13 protein-coding genes are annotated in these 15265 nt (G+C 63.5%); 8 read left to right on the top strand and 5 right to left on the bottom strand.

Going from position 1 to position 15265, the window contains the following annotated elements; translation table 11 throughout:
• Positions 1 to 42: 42 nt before the first annotated feature.
• From AC3EMP_RS06050 to AC3EMP_RS06035, 4 genes are all read left to right on the top strand, one after another.
• Positions 43 to 1065, top strand: coding sequence for a LacI family DNA-binding transcriptional regulator (locus AC3EMP_RS06050; protein WP_023671355.1), 1023 nt, complete (start codon positions 43 to 45; stop codon positions 1063 to 1065).
• Positions 1062 to 2042 (top strand): 2-hydroxyacid dehydrogenase, encoded by a 981-nt coding sequence (locus AC3EMP_RS06045; protein ID WP_023703659.1) that lies wholly within the window; start codon positions 1062 to 1064, stop codon positions 2040 to 2042. The genes AC3EMP_RS06050 and AC3EMP_RS06045 overlap by 4 nt, the downstream gene beginning before the upstream one ends.
• A gap of 81 nt (positions 2043 to 2123) precedes the next feature.
• On the top strand, positions 2124 to 2513 hold the full coding sequence (locus AC3EMP_RS06040; RefSeq protein WP_027049205.1) for a hypothetical protein: 390 nt from the start codon (positions 2124 to 2126) through the stop codon (positions 2511 to 2513).
• A gap of 151 nt (positions 2514 to 2664) precedes the next feature.
• Complete coding sequence (locus AC3EMP_RS06035; protein WP_488494592.1) at positions 2665 to 3336, top strand: outer membrane protein; 672 nt, start codon at positions 2665 to 2667, stop codon at positions 3334 to 3336.
• A 39-nt stretch (positions 3337 to 3375) separates the two neighbouring features.
• Here the strand turns inward: AC3EMP_RS06035 and AC3EMP_RS06030 are convergent, their stop codons facing one another.
• Positions 3376 to 4149 carry a gamma-glutamyl-gamma-aminobutyrate hydrolase family protein gene (locus AC3EMP_RS06030; protein ID WP_352710690.1) on the bottom strand — a complete coding sequence of 258 codons (774 nt, stop codon included), beginning with the start codon at positions 4147 to 4149 and terminating at the stop codon, positions 3376 to 3378.
• Between the two features lie 294 nt (positions 4150 to 4443).
• Between AC3EMP_RS06030 and AC3EMP_RS06025 the strand changes: the two genes are divergently transcribed.
• Positions 4444 to 5553, top strand: a complete 1110-nt coding sequence (locus tag AC3EMP_RS06025) for a TRAP transporter substrate-binding protein (RefSeq protein WP_023725935.1) — start codon at positions 4444 to 4446, stop codon at positions 5551 to 5553.
• A 251-nt stretch (positions 5554 to 5804) separates the two neighbouring features.
• Here AC3EMP_RS06025 and AC3EMP_RS06020 read toward each other — a convergent pair whose 3' ends face one another.
• From AC3EMP_RS06020 to AC3EMP_RS06005, 4 genes are all read right to left on the bottom strand, one after another.
• Entirely contained in the window at positions 5805 to 6833 is a 1029-nt protein-coding gene (locus AC3EMP_RS06020; RefSeq protein ID WP_352710687.1) for a zinc-dependent alcohol dehydrogenase family protein, read from the bottom strand.
• 33 nt (positions 6834 to 6866) lie between these two features.
• Positions 6867 to 8645, bottom strand: coding sequence for a TRAP transporter large permease (locus tag AC3EMP_RS06015; RefSeq protein WP_352710684.1), 1779 nt, complete (start codon positions 8643 to 8645; stop codon positions 6867 to 6869).
• On the bottom strand, positions 8642 to 9247 hold the full coding sequence (locus tag AC3EMP_RS06010; RefSeq protein ID WP_023683517.1) for a TRAP transporter small permease subunit: 606 nt from the start codon (positions 9245 to 9247) through the stop codon (positions 8642 to 8644). Before AC3EMP_RS06010 ends, AC3EMP_RS06015 begins: the two co-directional genes overlap by 4 nt.
• Positions 9248 to 9444: 197 nt before the next feature.
• Positions 9445 to 10350: a branched-chain amino acid ABC transporter permease gene (locus tag AC3EMP_RS06005; protein WP_023732628.1), complete on the bottom strand. Its 906-nt coding sequence runs from the start codon at positions 10348 to 10350 to the stop codon at positions 9445 to 9447.
• Between the two features lie 89 nt (positions 10351 to 10439).
• Between AC3EMP_RS06005 and AC3EMP_RS06000 the strand changes: the two genes are divergently transcribed.
• The 3 genes from AC3EMP_RS06000 to AC3EMP_RS05990 all read left to right on the top strand — a co-directional run bounded on the left by AC3EMP_RS06000 (position 10440) and on the right by AC3EMP_RS05990 (position 15263).
• Positions 10440 to 11048, top strand: coding sequence for a CGNR zinc finger domain-containing protein (locus AC3EMP_RS06000; protein ID WP_352710682.1), 609 nt, complete (start codon positions 10440 to 10442; stop codon positions 11046 to 11048).
• On the top strand, positions 11041 to 11571 hold the full coding sequence (locus AC3EMP_RS05995) for a hypothetical protein (RefSeq protein ID WP_023746550.1): 531 nt from the start codon (positions 11041 to 11043) through the stop codon (positions 11569 to 11571). The genes AC3EMP_RS06000 and AC3EMP_RS05995 overlap by 8 nt, the downstream gene beginning before the upstream one ends.
• 221 nt (positions 11572 to 11792) lie before the next feature.
• A complete protein-coding gene (locus AC3EMP_RS05990; protein ID WP_352710680.1) occupies positions 11793 to 15263 on the top strand; it encodes an indolepyruvate ferredoxin oxidoreductase family protein in 3471 nt (1156 codons plus the stop codon).
• The last annotated feature ends 2 nt before the right edge of the window (positions 15264 to 15265 follow it).

Below are 15265 nucleotides of genomic sequence, written 5' to 3'. Positions count from 1 at the left end.
ACGCCGCATTTAAAAAATTTAAAAAACTCGGGGAGCCAAGGGCTGGCACAAAAGATCAAGCTTTCGACGATCGCGGATGCGCTTGGCGTCTCCACGGCCACCGTCTCCCTCGCCTTGCGCGACAGCCCGCTGGTCGCAGGCGCCACGCGTGACCGCATCAAGGAGCACGCGCGGGCCATCGGTTATATCTACAATCGCCGCGCCGCCTCACTGCGCACCTCGCGCTCGGGCATTGTCGGCGTCGTCGTGCATGACATCATGAACCCGTTCTTCGCCGAGATCCTGCGCTCGATCGAGAGCGAACTCGACCGCAGCCGGCAGACCTTCATCCTGTCCAATCACTACGACCAGCTGGAAAAGCAACGCACCTTCATCGATACGCTGCTGCAGCTCGGCGCCGACGGCGTCATCATGTCCCCGGCCATCGGCACGCCGGCCTCCGACATCGTCATGGCCGAGGAAAACGGCCTGCCGGCGGTGCTGATCGCACGCAGCGTGGAAGGCGCCGACGTGCCGGTGTTTCGCGGCGACGATGCCTATGGCACGGCACTTGCCACCAATCATCTGATCTCGCTCGGGCACAAGCGCATCGCCATGATCGGCGGCACCGACCAGACCTCGACCGGGCGCGACCGCTACCAGGGCTATCTCAACGCCATGGAGGCCGCCGGGCTTGAGGTCAGGCCGTCCTGGCGCATCGCCGGGCCGCGCACCAAGCAGGGCGGATTCGAGGCGGCTGGACAGTTTCTGGCGCTTAAAGACAAGCCAACCGCCGCTTGCTGCTGGAATGATCTGGTCGCCATCGGCCTGATGAACGGCATTGCCCGCGCCGGCCTGGTGCCGGGCGCCGACATCTCGGTGACCGGCTATGACGATCTCGAGGAGGCGGCAATCGCGACACCGGCGCTCACCACAGTCTGGAATGGCCAGCGAGAGGTCGGCCGCCGTGCCGCCAGCGCGCTGCTCGACAAGCTGAACGGACAGGCGGTACGGCCGTCACAGGAACTGATCAAGCCGGAACTGCATGTGCGCCAGTCGACCGGCAAGCCGGTGGAGCGTGCATGACCAAGACTGATGCGTTGCAGACCGTCGCCGTTCTGGTGCCAGGACATTTCAACGACCATGCGGTCGAGCGCATCGACCGCACCTTCAAGCGGGTCAAGATAGAGCGCGCCGATCCCGCCCTGGTCACCGACGAGATGCGCCATGACGTGCGCGCCATTGCGTCCTTCGCCGGCGTCAATGCGGCATTGATGGATGCATTGCCCAACCTCGAACTCATCGCCTCCTTCGGCGTCGGCTATGATTCGGTCGATGCCGGCCATGCGGCCAAGAAAAACATCATGGTCACCAACACCCCCGATGTTTTGACCGAGGAGGTCGCCGACACCACGATCGGCCTTTTGCTCAACACCGTGCGTGAACTTTACAAGGCCGAGAAATGGCTGCGCGACGGCAGTTGGGTGAAGAAGGGCAACTATCCCCTGAGCCGGCTGACCTTGCGCGGTCGGCATGTCGGCATTTTCGGCATGGGCCGCATCGGCCTTGCCATTGCGCGCCGGCTGGAAGCGTTCGGGCTGCCGGTGGCCTACCACAACAGGCGCAAGGTCGAAGGTCTGGCTTATGAATACCACCCGACGCTGAAGGGCCTTGCCGAAGCGGTCGATACGCTGATTTCCGTAGTGCCGGGCGGCGCTTCCACGGAGAAGGCGGTCAATGCCGAAATCCTGGCGGCGCTTGGCGCCAACGGCGTTTTCGTCAACATCGGCCGTGGCAGCACGGTCGACGAGGCAGACCTCGCCGCAGCGCTTGCCAACGGCACCATCGCCGCGGCCGGGCTCGATGTTTTCGCCGATGAACCGAATGTGCCCAAGGCTTTGCTGGAGGCGCCAACCTCGCTTTTGCCCCATGTCGGCTCGGCCTCGCACCATACGCGCCGCGCCATGGCGGATCTGTGCGTCGACAATCTGGTATCCTGGTTCAGCGAGCGCCGGCCACTGACCCCGGTGCCTGAGACGGCGCAAGTCAAGCCACGAAGCTGAGCGGCTCTCTGCCACACTCGTTAACGTCGGCTTAACGCTTTGGAATCATTCTGCATCTGCGCCGGGGGCGCGGAGTGCAAGATGACGAAACTTCCGGCATTGATTGCGGCAGCGGCACTTTTCGCCGGCTTTCAGCTGTTTCACGGCGGCAGCAGTGAAAGTTCGGCCAATGAAGCAAGGCCGGCAACCACCTTCAGGCTGGTCGCCAATGGCGACGAAGGCGACTGCGCGGTTAGCCGCGGCGCCGCGATTGACGATGGCCTGTCGCTGTTGACCGTGGCGCCGAGTTGCCGCGGGTTGCTGCCGGGGATCGAGCGGGCAAAATTCTGGCGAGAGGGCGAGGACGGCACAATCGCGTTCAGCGCCGACGGCACCGACCCGATCGTCACCTTCTCGGTTGCGGATGGCGACGGCTACGAATCCTACGCTCCGGCCACGCCGCTGCTTTCGCTGGCGACAACCGAAGATTGATCTGCCGGAGATCGCTTGTCGAGCAAAAACCGTGGGCTTTCTGCAACGGCGGATGGGAAAAGTGCTTCGAGGGCGCCTCAAAGTGACCCGACATCCTTGCATTGCAACCGAAGCGGGATAGGCTTCCCCCTGTTCTATCCGGGGGTGCTACGTGAAATCGATCCTTCTTGCGTCAACCATTATTGCGGCCTTTTCGGGTTGCGCTTTTGCTGCGGATTCGATTACCGCGGCTCCAGTAGCTTACGAATGGAGCGGCTTTTACGTGGGCGCGCAGCTTGGCTACGGCTGGGGTGATGTCAAAGGCCACGATCAGAACATCGGTAGCGGCAGTTCCGACTGGGCTGATTCATGGAACTCTGACGGAGTGCTCGGCGGTATTCACCTCGGCTACAACAAGGCCTTCAATTCGATCGTTCTCGGTGCCGAGGCCGATATCGAAGGCTCGGGAATGAGCGGCTCCGTGGATTTAGACTTTGCCGGCACCATCAAAACCAAGATCGATGTCCAGGGCTCGCTTCGCGCACGCCTTGGCTACGCAACGGGACCAGCCCTGTTCTATGCAACGGGCGGTCTTGCGATAGCTCATTTCGATACCCACTACGATGAAGGCATAACGACAGACAGTTCGTCTCATACAAAAGCAGGTTGGACACTGGGTGCGGGCGTGGAATATGCCTTCACGCAAAACTGGACGACCCGTGTCGAATATCGCTACAGCGATTTCGGCAAGTTCACCGACAACCCGGCGACCGACAGTTCTTGGCTTTACCCGACCGAGGTGACGACTCAAACTGTCCGCGTGGGCTTCAGCTATAAGTTCTGATATCGCTTGATGGCGAGTGAAAGCGCCGGTGGCCGACGTCTACTCGGCCGCCGCCCGCGCGCCGGCTTTCGCCGCCGCATGCAGGCGCACCGCATCGCCGAAAGCGCGAAAGATCTTGGCCGAGTTGCTGTCCGACTTGACCCAGTATTCGGGGTGCCATTGCACGCCGACGGCGAAGGCGCGGGCGTCCTTCACCGAAATGGCCTCGACCGTGCCGTCGCCGGCAACGGCCTCGACCTGCAGCTTCGAGCCGAGGCGGTCGATGCCTTGGCGGTGCAGCGAGTTGACCTTGATGTCGCTGGCGCCGAATACACCGGCCAGGCAACTGCCCGGCTTGATCGAAATGGTCTGGTGAATGGCGAAACGTTCGTCCTGGTTGTCGCTCACCGGCGCGCGATGGTCCAGCGAACCTTCGCGCTCCTGGATCTCGGTGCCAAGCGTGCCGCCTAGCGCCACGTTCAACTCCTGGATGCCGCGGCAGATGGCAAGCAGCGGCACGCCGCGCTCGATCGCCTTGCAGATCAACGGCAGCGTGGTGGAATCGCGCGCCGGGTCGTAGGGGCCGTTGGCCTCGCTGGCGTCGCCGCCATAGAGCGAGGGATGCACGTTGGACTTTGAGCCGGTGACCATGACACCATCGACCGAGGACAACAGCTCGTCGAAATCGAGCCGGTCGCCGAAGGACGGCACCAAAAGCGGGAACACGCCGGCGCCGGAAAGTGCTGCCTCGATATATTGCTGCGGGACGGCATGCCAGGTGTAGTTGTCAAACTGACGGACGTCGGTGGATATGGCGACGAGCGGCTGGCGCATTTGGGTCCGGATTCCATTTGGAGCGAAGCGAATTATCTATTGTGCCTGCAAAATAGGCGATCCGAAGGCGCTTTTCCATGGCAAGTTTCGCCATCTCGCATGGGCCACGCGGCGAACGTTAGACTATAGTTGCAGGCTGGCTGGCCGGCCCGCGGATTTGTCGCCAGCGCCGCCGTCAAATCCCGCTGCCATGCTGGACTCGACCCCTTGCCCGTGTATTGTTTCGGCAAATCGATACCGGGCGCGAGGAGATGTCCCTGATGTCGGTTTGTTGGTCCAAAAGGGAGGTTCTGCATGGATCGTCGTTCATTCATCCGCAAGGCCGGGGTCACCGGCGTGGGCGCTGCGGCGGCTGCCGCGACGCTAGCCGCACCGGCAATCGCCCAGTCCAATCCGAAAGTGACGTGGCGGTTGGCGTCATCCTTCCCCAAGTCACTCGATACGATCTATGGCGGCGCGGAAGTCTTCTCCAAGATGCTGTCGGAGGCGACGGACGGCAATTTCCAGGTCCAGGTCTTCGCCTCCGGCGAACTCGTGCCCGGCCTGCAGGCGGCCGACGCCACCACGGCCGGCACCGTCGAGGCCTGCCACACGGTGTCATACTATTACTGGGGCAAGGACCCGACATGGGCGCTGGGTGCGGCAGTGCCGTTCTCGCTCAACGCGCGCGGCATGAATGCCTGGCACTATCATGGCGGCGGAATCGACCTGTTCAACGAGTTTCTTGCCACGCAAGGCCTGTTCGGCCTGCCGGGCGGCAACACCGGCGTGCAGATGGGCGGCTGGTTCCGCAAGGAGATCAACACCGTCGCCGACCTCTCCGGCCTCAAGATGCGCATAGGCGGCTTTGCCGGCAAAGTGGTCTCGAAGCTCGGTGTCGTGCCGCAGCAGATCGCCGGTGGCGACATCTATCCGGCACTGGAAAAGGGCACCATCGACGCCGCCGAATGGGTCGGCCCCTATGATGACGAGAAGCTCGGCTTCTACAAGGTCGCGCCCTACTACTACTATCCCGGCTGGTGGGAAGGCGGTCCGACCGTCCATCTCCTGTTCAACAAGGCGAAGTACGAAGAGCTTTCGCCGGCCTACAAGTCGCTGGTGCACACGGCCGCGCACGCGGCAGACGCCAACATGCTGCAGAAATACGACTATCTCAATCCTGCAGCAGTGAAGCGGCTGGTGGCCGGCGGCGCGAAATTGCGCCCGTTCAGCCAGGACATCATGGCCGCCTGTTTCGAGAAGGCCAATGAGGTCTACACCGAAATGGAAGCCACCAACGCGCCGTTCAAGAAGATCTGGGACTCGATCAAGGGCTTCCGCAAGGAGCACTATCTGTGGGCCCAGGTGGCCGAGTACAATTACGATACCTTCATGATGGTCCAGCAGCGCAACGGCAAGCTGTAGGAACATTAGCCCCTTCTCCCCGTCACTATACGGGGAGAAGGTCCCGGCAGGGGGATGAGGGGCGGCGCAAACTTCGGCGATCGCCTTGGGCCTGGTAGGCGCCTTGAGCCCGAAATCATACCTTATCCATCCAAGCGTTGACGCTGCCCCTCACCTGCCTGCCGGCATCCTCTCCTCGTATAGTGACGGGGAGAGGGACGCGGTCATCGCCGTTTCGCCAATCGCCAACACCGCAGGATTGAGGCTGCCCTTCATTCCCTGCCCGGCACCACCAACACCTTGACCTCGCCCGGCGCTGCCGGATTGGCGATCACCGAGGCGGCTTCCTCCAGGCCGACCTGCCTTGAGATGAGCTTGTCGATCTCGATTGCGCCGTACGCGACAAGGTCCGCCGCCCGCCTGTGGGTGAAGGGATTGATGAACGAGCCGAGAACCTTCAGCTCGCGAAACAGGATGTCGAACGGTTCGAAGGGCACTTTCACGCCTTGCGGCATCACGCCGACGATCACCACCGAGCCGCCGGACTTCGCCAGCCGCATCGATTGTTCGACGGTATCGGGGACACCGGCGCATTCGAGCACCACGTCGGCCCCGCCGGGCACAAGGCCGGCTGGGCCGGCGATCGCCTCGATCGGGTCGACCGCGCTTGGGTCGACCGTCGCCGTTGCACCGAGTTCTTCGGCGAGCACACGGCGGGAGGCCTGCCGCGTCGACAGGATGATGGTCGCCGCTCCTGCGAGCCTCGCCAATTGCACGGTGAGCAGGCCGATGACGCCGCCACCAAGCACCACCACGGCAGCGCCGGGTCTGATTCCGGCGAGGTCGACAGCGTGCAGGCAGCAGGCCAGCGGCTCGCAGAAGGCGCCATGCGTTGGCTTGAGGTTCGCAGGCAGAAGAAAGGCCTGGCTCTGCGGCATCACGACGTAGTCGGCGAAGCCGCCGTCGCGATGGATGCCGATGGCCCTGAGATTGCTGCACAAATTGACCCGGCCAGCCCGACAATGACTGCAGCGTCCGCAGAAGATGTTGGGATCGCCGGTAACACGGTCACCGATGGCGATGCCGGAAACCGCATCACCGACAGCCTCGACGATGCCGCAGAATTCGTGACCAAGCGTCACCGATGGGCTCGAAGGGAATTCGCCGTGGAGGAGGTGACGGTCGGTGCCGCAAACGCCGCAGGCTTCGACGCGCACCAGAACGTCCTGCGGTCCCGCAACAGGCTTGTCGACCTCCCGTAGCGCAATGCTGCCCACGGCTTCCAGGCGCACGGCTCTCATAACATCCTCACTCAGGTTCTCAGTGTTCACACATCAGTTGAAGTTCGGCGGCTGCGACAGGTCGGTCGCCGGCGCCGCCGGCTTGGCGGGCGGCGTCTCGCCGAAATTCGGCGGCTGCGAGAGATCGTTCGACAGTGGCGCCGCGGGTGATGGGCCACCGTTGGCTGGTGGTGGTGTGCCGAGAGGCGCAAGGCCTGGCATATCAGGCAAGTTGATCTCGATCGTTCCCGGATCGACGGCCGCACCCTTGTAGCGCATGACCATTTGCGGGAAGGCGATGGTCAGCCCGATCATGATCACCTGGATGCAGACGAAGGGCACGGCGCCCCAATAGATCTGGCCGGTGGTCACCGGCGCGATCTGCTTGCCGGTGAGGCGATCGAGATAGGGCACGCGCGCGGCAACAGAGCGCAGGTAGAACAGCGCAAAGCCGAAAGGCGGGTGCATGAAGGAGGTCTGCATGTTGACGCCGAGCAGCACGCCGAACCAGATCAGGTCGATGCCGAGCTTATCGGCTGCCGGCGCCAAAAGCGGCACGATGATGAAGGCGAGCTCGAAGAAATCGAGGAAGAAGGCGAGCACGAAGACCAGGATGTTGACGCCGATCAGGAACCCGACTTCGCCGCCCGGCAGCGACGTCAACAAATGCTCGACCCAGACGTGGCCGTTGACGCCGTAGAAGGTCAGCGAGAACACCCGCGCGCCGATCAGGATGAACAGCACGAAGGAGGAAAGCCTGGTGGTCGACGCGAGCGCCTGTTTGATGACATCCAGCGACAATCGCCCCTTCATTGCCGCCATCGCCAGGGCGCCAACCGCGCCCATGGCGCCGCCCTCCGTCGGGGTGGCGATGCCGAGGAAGATGGTGCCCAGCACCAGGAAGATCAGCGCCAGAGGCGGGATCAAAACGATGATCACCTGCTGCGCCAGCCTGGACATCATGTTGATGTTCAGGCCCTTGTCGGCGATAGCCACGATATAGATCAGGGCTACGCCGACGCTGGCGCCAAGAATATCGGCATTGTCGCCATGCGCCGGCGCAAGATAGCGATAGGCCGCATAGGAAGCCGCGACTGCCACCAGCAGTGCCGCCAGCAGCGACAGCACGCCATGGCCGAGCGTGCGGGCCGCCAGCGGCAACGCCGGCATCGAGTTCGGCCGGACGATCGACATGATCAGGATGTAGAGCGTGTAAAGGCCGGTCAGCAGCAGGCCGGGGATCAGCGCGCCGGCATACATGTCGCCGACCGAACGGCCGAGCTGGTCGGCCAGAACGATCAGCACCAGCGACGGCGGGATGATCTGGGCGAGTGTGCCGGATGCCGCGATGACGCCCGACGCCAGTCGTCGGTCATAGCCGTAGCGCAGCATGATCGGAAGCGAGATAAGTCCCATGGCGATGACCGACGCCGCCACGACGCCGGTGGTTGCTGCCAGCAGCGCACCGACGAAAATCACCGCATAGGCAAGGCCGCCGCGAACCGGGCCGAACAGCTGGCCGATCGTGTCGAGCAGGTCCTCGGCCATGCCCGATCGTTCCAGCACGATGCCCATGAAGGTGAAGAACGGGATTGCCAAGAGCGTGTCGTTCGACATCACCCGGCTGCCGTAGAAATTGTCGGGCAGCGCATGCAGCAGCGGCCACGCCAGGTTGATCGAGCCGCCCGAATAGGGCGACAGCACGACGCCGATGAAGAAGAACATCAGGCCGTTTGCGGCGAGTGAAAAAGCGACGGGATAGCCGATCAGCAGGAAGATGATCAGCGAAGCGAACATGATCGGCGCCATGTTCTGGGCGATGAACTCGATCATGGGCGCGCCTCCTGGGCGAGCGCCTTGGCTTCTTCGGCAAGGGCTTTCGCCTCGAGCTCGGCCTGTTCGTGCACCGAGATGAACGGATTGGGATCGTCCATGTCGCCGCGCATGATGGCGATCTTCTTGATGATCTCGGAGATGCCTTGCAGCGCCAGCAGGAAGAAGCCGACGAGCAGGATCGCCTTGGCCGGCCAGATGATCAGGCCGCCGGAATTGTTCGACATTTCGCCGCTGCGGAACGACAGCGACACGTAGGGGACAAAATAGATCACCATCAGCGTCACGAACGGCATCAGGAAGAAGACATGGCCGAGCAGGTCGATCCAGTGCTGCACGCGGCGCGACCACATGCCGTAGACGATGTCGATGCGGATATGGTCATTCTGCTTCAGCGTATAGGCGGCGGCCAGCATGAAGGCGGCGCCGAACAGGTACCACTGCAGTTCCAGCCAGGCATTCGACGAGACGTCGAAGACCTTGCGGATGATGGCATTGGCGGCGCTGACCAGGATTGCCAGCAGGATCAGCCACGATATCCACCGGCCGATGAACTCGTTCATACGGTCGATCGTTCTGGATAGAGCGAGCAGCCCTGCCATGCATTTCCTCCCTGAGGTCGAAGGCGCGCCGGCTCCCCTATTTTCCGTCGCGCCGCTGTGGCCCAACGGTATGCCGTGCGTGGTTCGGCGGGTCAACATGGCATGGGCGCGATCAACGCCGTCGTGACGGGAGGCAGGGGATAAGTGCCGACCGGCTGCTGCGTCATGCAACCAAAGTCTGACAGCGGATGCGGCGATCAGGCGATCTTCTGCTGGTCGCGGCCGGGACCGATCAGCACAAGTGCCGCGACCAGGAACAGATACATCCAGCCATCGCGCCATTCGATCGGGAAATAGCCGGCCCATAGCGATTCGGCCATGCCGAAGGCGGCCGCACCGAGCGCGGCCCGAGGCGGCGAGAGATAGCCGCCCACCGCCGTCACGAACAGGATTTTCAGCCCGTAAACGAGGCCCGAGCCGAAGCTGACATTGCCGTAGTAAAGGGCGGCCATGATTCCGGCCAGCGCGGCGCAGAAACCGCCAAACAACACCGCATGCCGGAACACTGCGCGCACGTCCACGCCGCACATGGCAGCCGCTTTGGGATCGTCGGAGACGGCTCGCCAGCGGCGGCCGAAGCCTGAGCTGGCGAACGCCCATGCGGCGAGCATGATTGCCGCCAGAACCACCGCGCAATCGATGAGCTGGATCAGCGTCAGCGTCGCCTGGAAGCCGGCATCCTGAGCGAAGACAATGGGTTGCGCCAGCATAGGCGGCAGCCACCAGTCATGCGTGTCGGCGGCGATACGGCTTGCTTCCGACAGCACCAGCAGGATGCCGAGCGTCGTCACCACAATGGCATTGGGCGTGCGGTCGGCCAGCGGTTCGAAGACGCTGCGCGACAGCACGTGGCCGATCAGCGCGGCATAAAGGAAAGCCGTGACGACGCCGAGCACCACTGCCGCCAGCAAGGTCAGCCACAATACCTGATAGCCGAAGGCCACGGTCAGGATCATCGTCTGGCCGCAAAAGGCGAACAGCGCGCCATAGGCGAGATTGGTCCGGTGCAGGATGCCGTTGGTCAGCACGTAGCCGAAGGCAAGCAGCGCATAGAGCGCGCCGGAATGCAGCCCGTTCAGCACCTGCTGGAAGAAATAGAGCATAGACTGCTTTCCGGGCGCTGGAGCCCGCGCCAATGTTTGCATCCTAGAATCTAACTTGTCAAATGCGGTTTATCGGTTAGATTTCTGATATGACGGTATCTTGGACCCCGCATCGCTTCACCGGCGGCATTCTTGCGCTCGATACGGCCAACACCGTGGTGTTGCGCAACGATCCGGAAAAGACCTTCGACCGTTTTGACGATCCGGCCGAGATCGCGCGCTTCGCCGATGCCGCAAGCGGCTTTCGCGGTGCCGAGCTTGGCGGCAGACCGCTGGAGGCGACCTCGCCGGACAGGATCGCTCCGGTGGTGCTGGCGATCCGCGAGACGACCGACTGCCTGTTTCGCGGCGCGGTGTCGAAAGGTGCGCTTGCCGCCGGCGACCTCGCCGCTTTTCTCAAGGCCTGCGCCAACGGCCTCGACCGGAGCCTGGCCGAAATCGGCGCACCGGGCAGACCGTTCGGCGATCCGGCGACGCCGATCGCGTTCGAGGCGGCGCTGGCGGTTTCGGCCTTGTCGCTGCTGCGCGACGACACGGTCGCCAGGCTCAGGATCTGTCCCAATTGCAGCTGGCTGTTCGTCGACAGGAGCCGCAATTCCAGCCGCCTTTGGTGCGATATGGCTGTGTGCGGCAACCGCCAGAAAGCAAGCCGTCACTATCGCCGCCGCACGGCGGCACATGAGGTCAACAATGCTTAGGGTTGTTTTTCGTTCGATCCTTGTCGGTGCTGCGCTCATTGCAGCCGTTGCGCTTGGCGCCTGCCGCGACACCGGCGGCGACGGCAAGCTGTTCGAGGTTTCCGGCAAGGTCGTCGTCTTCAATTACCGCCTCGCCCGGGCGACCTATGTCGTGACGCTGCGGCCCCTGCAGCCGATGGGCGAAGGCCAGGTTGCGGTCGCCAGCTTCCAGAATCCGGCTGGCGGTCCTCCCCTGGTGATCGAGCAGAAGGTCTGGCCGAAGCTCGACAAGGTCAGCCTGGAAAGCCCGGCGCTGACCTGTATCGTCAAGGACAAGCCCTATGCGATTTCGATCAGCATCAGGGGTCCTGACGGCACGTTCCTGCAGAAGATCGACACGACGCTGATGTCGAGCGAGGACCAGTCGATCCTTCCCGACCGGCCGCTGGTGGTCGACCAGCTCTATACGGCCAATCCCGATCTTGCCGGCCATCCCGACGGCAAGCTGCCGGGTGAGCCGAAGCCGGATTGCTCGAAAGGCTGACGCGTCTTAGCCCGGCGCGATTGCGTGGAAATTTTTGGTCGCCGGACAACCGCCGCGGACCGATTTCGTGCCGGATACGCGACGGCAGCGGATCGTTCGTTGCGATTTGCCTGGCACTTTCGATTTCGTTTGACCTGCCTTGCAAGCGGAGAAAGACTGCGCCATCTCACTCCTACGTTGGCTGCGCGCCCCCGGTGCTGTCTCCGCAGAGGAAATGCCTGATGACGCTGCACGACGTCGCGCTCGACGACAAGTTCGATCTTGGTAAGGAGCGCATCTTCCTGTCCGGTGCACAGGCGGTCATCCGCATGCTTTTGATGCAACGCGAGCGCGACCGCCGGGCCGGCCTCAACACGGCCGGCTTCGTGTCCGGTTATCGCGGCTCGCCGCTCGGCGGCCTCGATATGCAGCTGTGGCGGGCGAAAAAGCAGCTGGCGCAGGCCGACATCGTCTTCCAGCCCGGCCTCAACGAGGAGCTTGCCGCCACTGCCTGCTGGGGCTCTCAGCAGACGGAATTAATGGGCGAAGGCAAGCATGACGGGGTGTTTTCGGTCTGGTACGGCAAGGGACCGGGCGTCGACCGCTCCGGCGACGTTTTCCGCCACGCCAACCTCGCGGGATCGTCGAAGTATGGCGGCGTGCTTGCGCTGATGGGCGACGACCATATGGCCGAATCATCGACCAATGCGCACGCCACCGAATTCCTGTTCGTCGACACCATGGTGCCGATCCTCAACCCGGCCGGCGTTCAGGAGATCATCGACTACGGCCTCTACGGCTTTGCCATGTCGCGCTTCGCCGGCACCTGGGCGGCTATCAAATGCGTCAAGGACAACATCGAATCCACGGCCTCCGTCGATGCCGCGCTCGAGCGCCTGAACATCGTCGTGCCGGAGTTCGATATGCCGCCCGGCGGCCTCAACATCCGCGACGAGATCGACATGCTCGGCCAGGAGGAGCGGCTGCATGAATACAAGCGCGCCGCTGCATCCGCCTTCATCCATGCCAACGGCCTGAACCGCATCGTCTATTCGGGCGGCCGCGCGCCGAAGCTCGGTATCATCACGCTCGGCAAGAGCTATCTCGATGTCCGCCAGGCGCTGGAAGACATCGGCATCGACGAGGCCGCCGCCGGCCGCATCGGCATCCGCCTGTTCAAGGTCGGTTGCCCATGGCCGCTCGACCTGCAGCATATCGCCGAATTCGCCCGCGGCCTCGACACCATCGTCGTCGTCGAGGAGAAGCGCTCGCTGATCGAGGTGCAGCTGCGCGAAAACCTCTACGGCACCGCCACCCAGCCGATGATCGTCGGCAAGAAGGACGAGCGCGGCGACTGGCTGTTCCCGGCCAAGGGCGCGCTCGACCCCAACGAGATCGCCATTGCGCTGGGCGAGCGCATCCTGCGCACAATCGGCCCTTCGGAAGAGATCACTGCCAAGGTGGCAAAGCTGCGCCAGTTCCAGGCGATGCTTGCCGACACCAGCGATATCGGTTCGCGCACGCCGTTCTTCTGCTCCGGCTGCCCGCACAATTCCTCGACCAAGGTGCCGGACGGCTCGATCGCCGCCGCCGGTATCGGCTGCCATTTCATGGCGCTGTGGATGGACCGCAACACGGTCGGCTTCACCGCCATGGGCGGCGAGGGCGCACAATGGGTCGGCCAGGCGCCATTCTCCAAGCGCGGCCACATTTTCCAGAATCTCGGCGACGGGACCTACAATCACTCCGGCACGCTGGCGATCCGCTTCGCGCTGTCGACCGATGCCAACATCACCTACAAGATCCTCTACAACGACGCCGTCGCCATGACCGGCGGCCAGCCGCATGAGGGCGGCCTGACTGTCGACATGATCGCCAGGCAGGTGCGCGCCGAAGGCGTCGAGCGCATCGCCATCGTCACCGACGAGCCGGACAAATATGCGGGGAAGGCCGAATTCCCCTCCGGCGCCACCATCCACCACCGCGACGACCTCGACCTCGTCCAGCGCGAGCTGCGCGACGTCAAGGGCGTCTCGGTGCTGCTCTACGACCAGACCTGCGCCGCCGAAAAGCGCCGCCGCCGCAAGCGCGGCACCTTCCCGGATCCCGACAAGCGGGTCTTCATCAACGAACTGGTCTGCGAGGGCTGCGGCGATTGCGGGGTGCAATCGAACTGCGTCTCGATCCAGCCGGTCGAAACCGAGTTCGGCCGCAAGCGCAGAATAGACCAGTCGAGCTGCAATAAGGACTTCTCCTGCGTCAACGGCTTCTGCCCGTCCTTCGTCACCGTGCACGGCGCCAAGATCAGGAAGGCCGAAGGCATTGCCGGGCGCTCCGACCCGCTTGACGGCGTGCCGGTGCCAGCCGAATTCCCGCTCGGTAGCGAGGGTTGGGCGGCGATCATCGACGGCGTCGGCGGCACCGGCGTCGTCACCATAGGTGCTGTGCTCGGCATGGCCGCCCATCTCGAGGACAAGGGCTGCGGCATGATCGACATGGCCGGCCTCGCCCAGAAGGGCGGCTCGGTGTTCACCCATGTCCGCATCGCCCGCACCCCGGACGACATCCACGCGATCCGCGTTTCGGCCGGCAAGGCGGACCTGGTGCTCGGCTGCGACCTCGTCGTCTCGGGCGCCAAGAAGGTGCTTGGCGCGGTACGCGAAGGCCATACCATCTTCCTCGCCAACACCGCCGAGATCATGCCTGGCGAGTTCGCCCGTTCGGCCGATTTCTCGCTGCCGATCGAGCGCCTGAAGAAGGCGATCCGTGCTGCCGCCGGCGAAGACAAGACCCATTTCTTCGACGCCACGCGCACCGCCACCCAATTGTTCGGCAATTCGCTCGGCGCCAACATGTTCATGCTCGGCTTCGCTTTCCAGCATGGCGGGCTGCCGCTGTCCGCGCAAGCCGTTGAAAAAGCAATCGAATTAAACGGCGAGGCGGTGGCGATGAACATCGCCGCCTTCCGCTGGGGCCGGCGCGCCGCGCATCAGCCGGAGTTTGTGCGCGGCCTCGTCGCCCAGCCGGGCAAGGCCACTGAGATCGCCAAGACGCTGGACGATATCATCGCCCGCCGCGTCGCTTTCCTCTCTGCCTATCAGAATGCCGCCTATGGCAGGCGCTATGCCGAGAAGCTGGCGGTTTTGCGTGCTGCCGAGGCCAAGGCCGTGCCTGACTCGACCGCGGTGACCGAGGCCGCCGCCAGAAACCTGTTCAAGCTGATGGCGATCAAGGACGAATATGAGGTGGCGCGGCTATACACCGACGGCTCCTTCGCTATGGAGCTCTCAAAACAGTTCCAGAGCTACGACAAACTCGAATTTCATCTGGCGCCGCCGATCATGGGCAGGCGCGGCAATGACGGCAAGCCGAGGAAATCGAGCTTCGGCCCGTGGATGATGAAGGGTTTTCGCCTGCTGGCGGCGCTGAAAAGCCTGCGCGGCACGGCCTTCGACGTGTTCGGCTACAGCGCCGAGCGGCGCATGGAGCGGCAGCTTCTGGCCCGCTATGAGGCCGATCTGGAGCTTGTCGCCAAAGCACTTGCGCCAGGCAGGATCGAGGCCGCCATCGCCCTTGTCTCGGTGCCGGCGCTCATTCGCGGCTACGGCCATGTCAGGCAAGCCAGCGCCGAAAAGGCAGAGGGCGAGCGCACAAGGCTTGTCGAGCGGCTGGCCAACACGCCGGCGCGGCCTGAACTTCAGGCCGCCGAGTGATC

It is taken from the genome of Mesorhizobium sp. P160219 (genome assembly GCF_057786095.1).
The sequence above is the reverse complement of the archived record's forward strand: the minus strand, read 5'-3'. Positions and strand labels throughout refer to the sequence as shown.

Coding starts and splice junctions, on each gene's coding strand:
- AC3EMP_RS06025 (WP_023725935.1), top strand. CDS start 4,444: ATGGATCGTCGTTCATTCATCCGCAAGGCCGGGGTCACCGGCGTGGGC.
- AC3EMP_RS06020 (WP_352710687.1), bottom strand. CDS start 6,833: ATGAGAGCCGTGCGCCTGGAAGCCGTGGGCAGCATTGCGCTACGGGAG.
- AC3EMP_RS06010 (WP_023683517.1), bottom strand. CDS start 9,247: ATGGCAGGGCTGCTCGCTCTATCCAGAACGATCGACCGTATGAACGAG.
- AC3EMP_RS06000 (WP_352710682.1), top strand. CDS start 10,440: ATGACGGTATCTTGGACCCCGCATCGCTTCACCGGCGGCATTCTTGCG.
- AC3EMP_RS06030 (WP_352710690.1), bottom strand. CDS start 4,149: ATGCGCCAGCCGCTCGTCGCCATATCCACCGACGTCCGTCAGTTTGAC.
- AC3EMP_RS05995 (WP_023746550.1), top strand. CDS start 11,041: ATGCTTAGGGTTGTTTTTCGTTCGATCCTTGTCGGTGCTGCGCTCATT.
- AC3EMP_RS06015 (WP_352710684.1), bottom strand. CDS start 8,645: ATGATCGAGTTCATCGCCCAGAACATGGCGCCGATCATGTTCGCTTCG.
- AC3EMP_RS06040 (WP_027049205.1), top strand. CDS start 2,124: ATGACGAAACTTCCGGCATTGATTGCGGCAGCGGCACTTTTCGCCGGC.
- AC3EMP_RS05990 (WP_352710680.1), top strand. CDS start 11,793: ATGACGCTGCACGACGTCGCGCTCGACGACAAGTTCGATCTTGGTAAG.
- AC3EMP_RS06045 (WP_023703659.1), top strand. CDS start 1,062: ATGACCAAGACTGATGCGTTGCAGACCGTCGCCGTTCTGGTGCCAGGA.
- AC3EMP_RS06005 (WP_023732628.1), bottom strand. CDS start 10,350: ATGCTCTATTTCTTCCAGCAGGTGCTGAACGGGCTGCATTCCGGCGCG.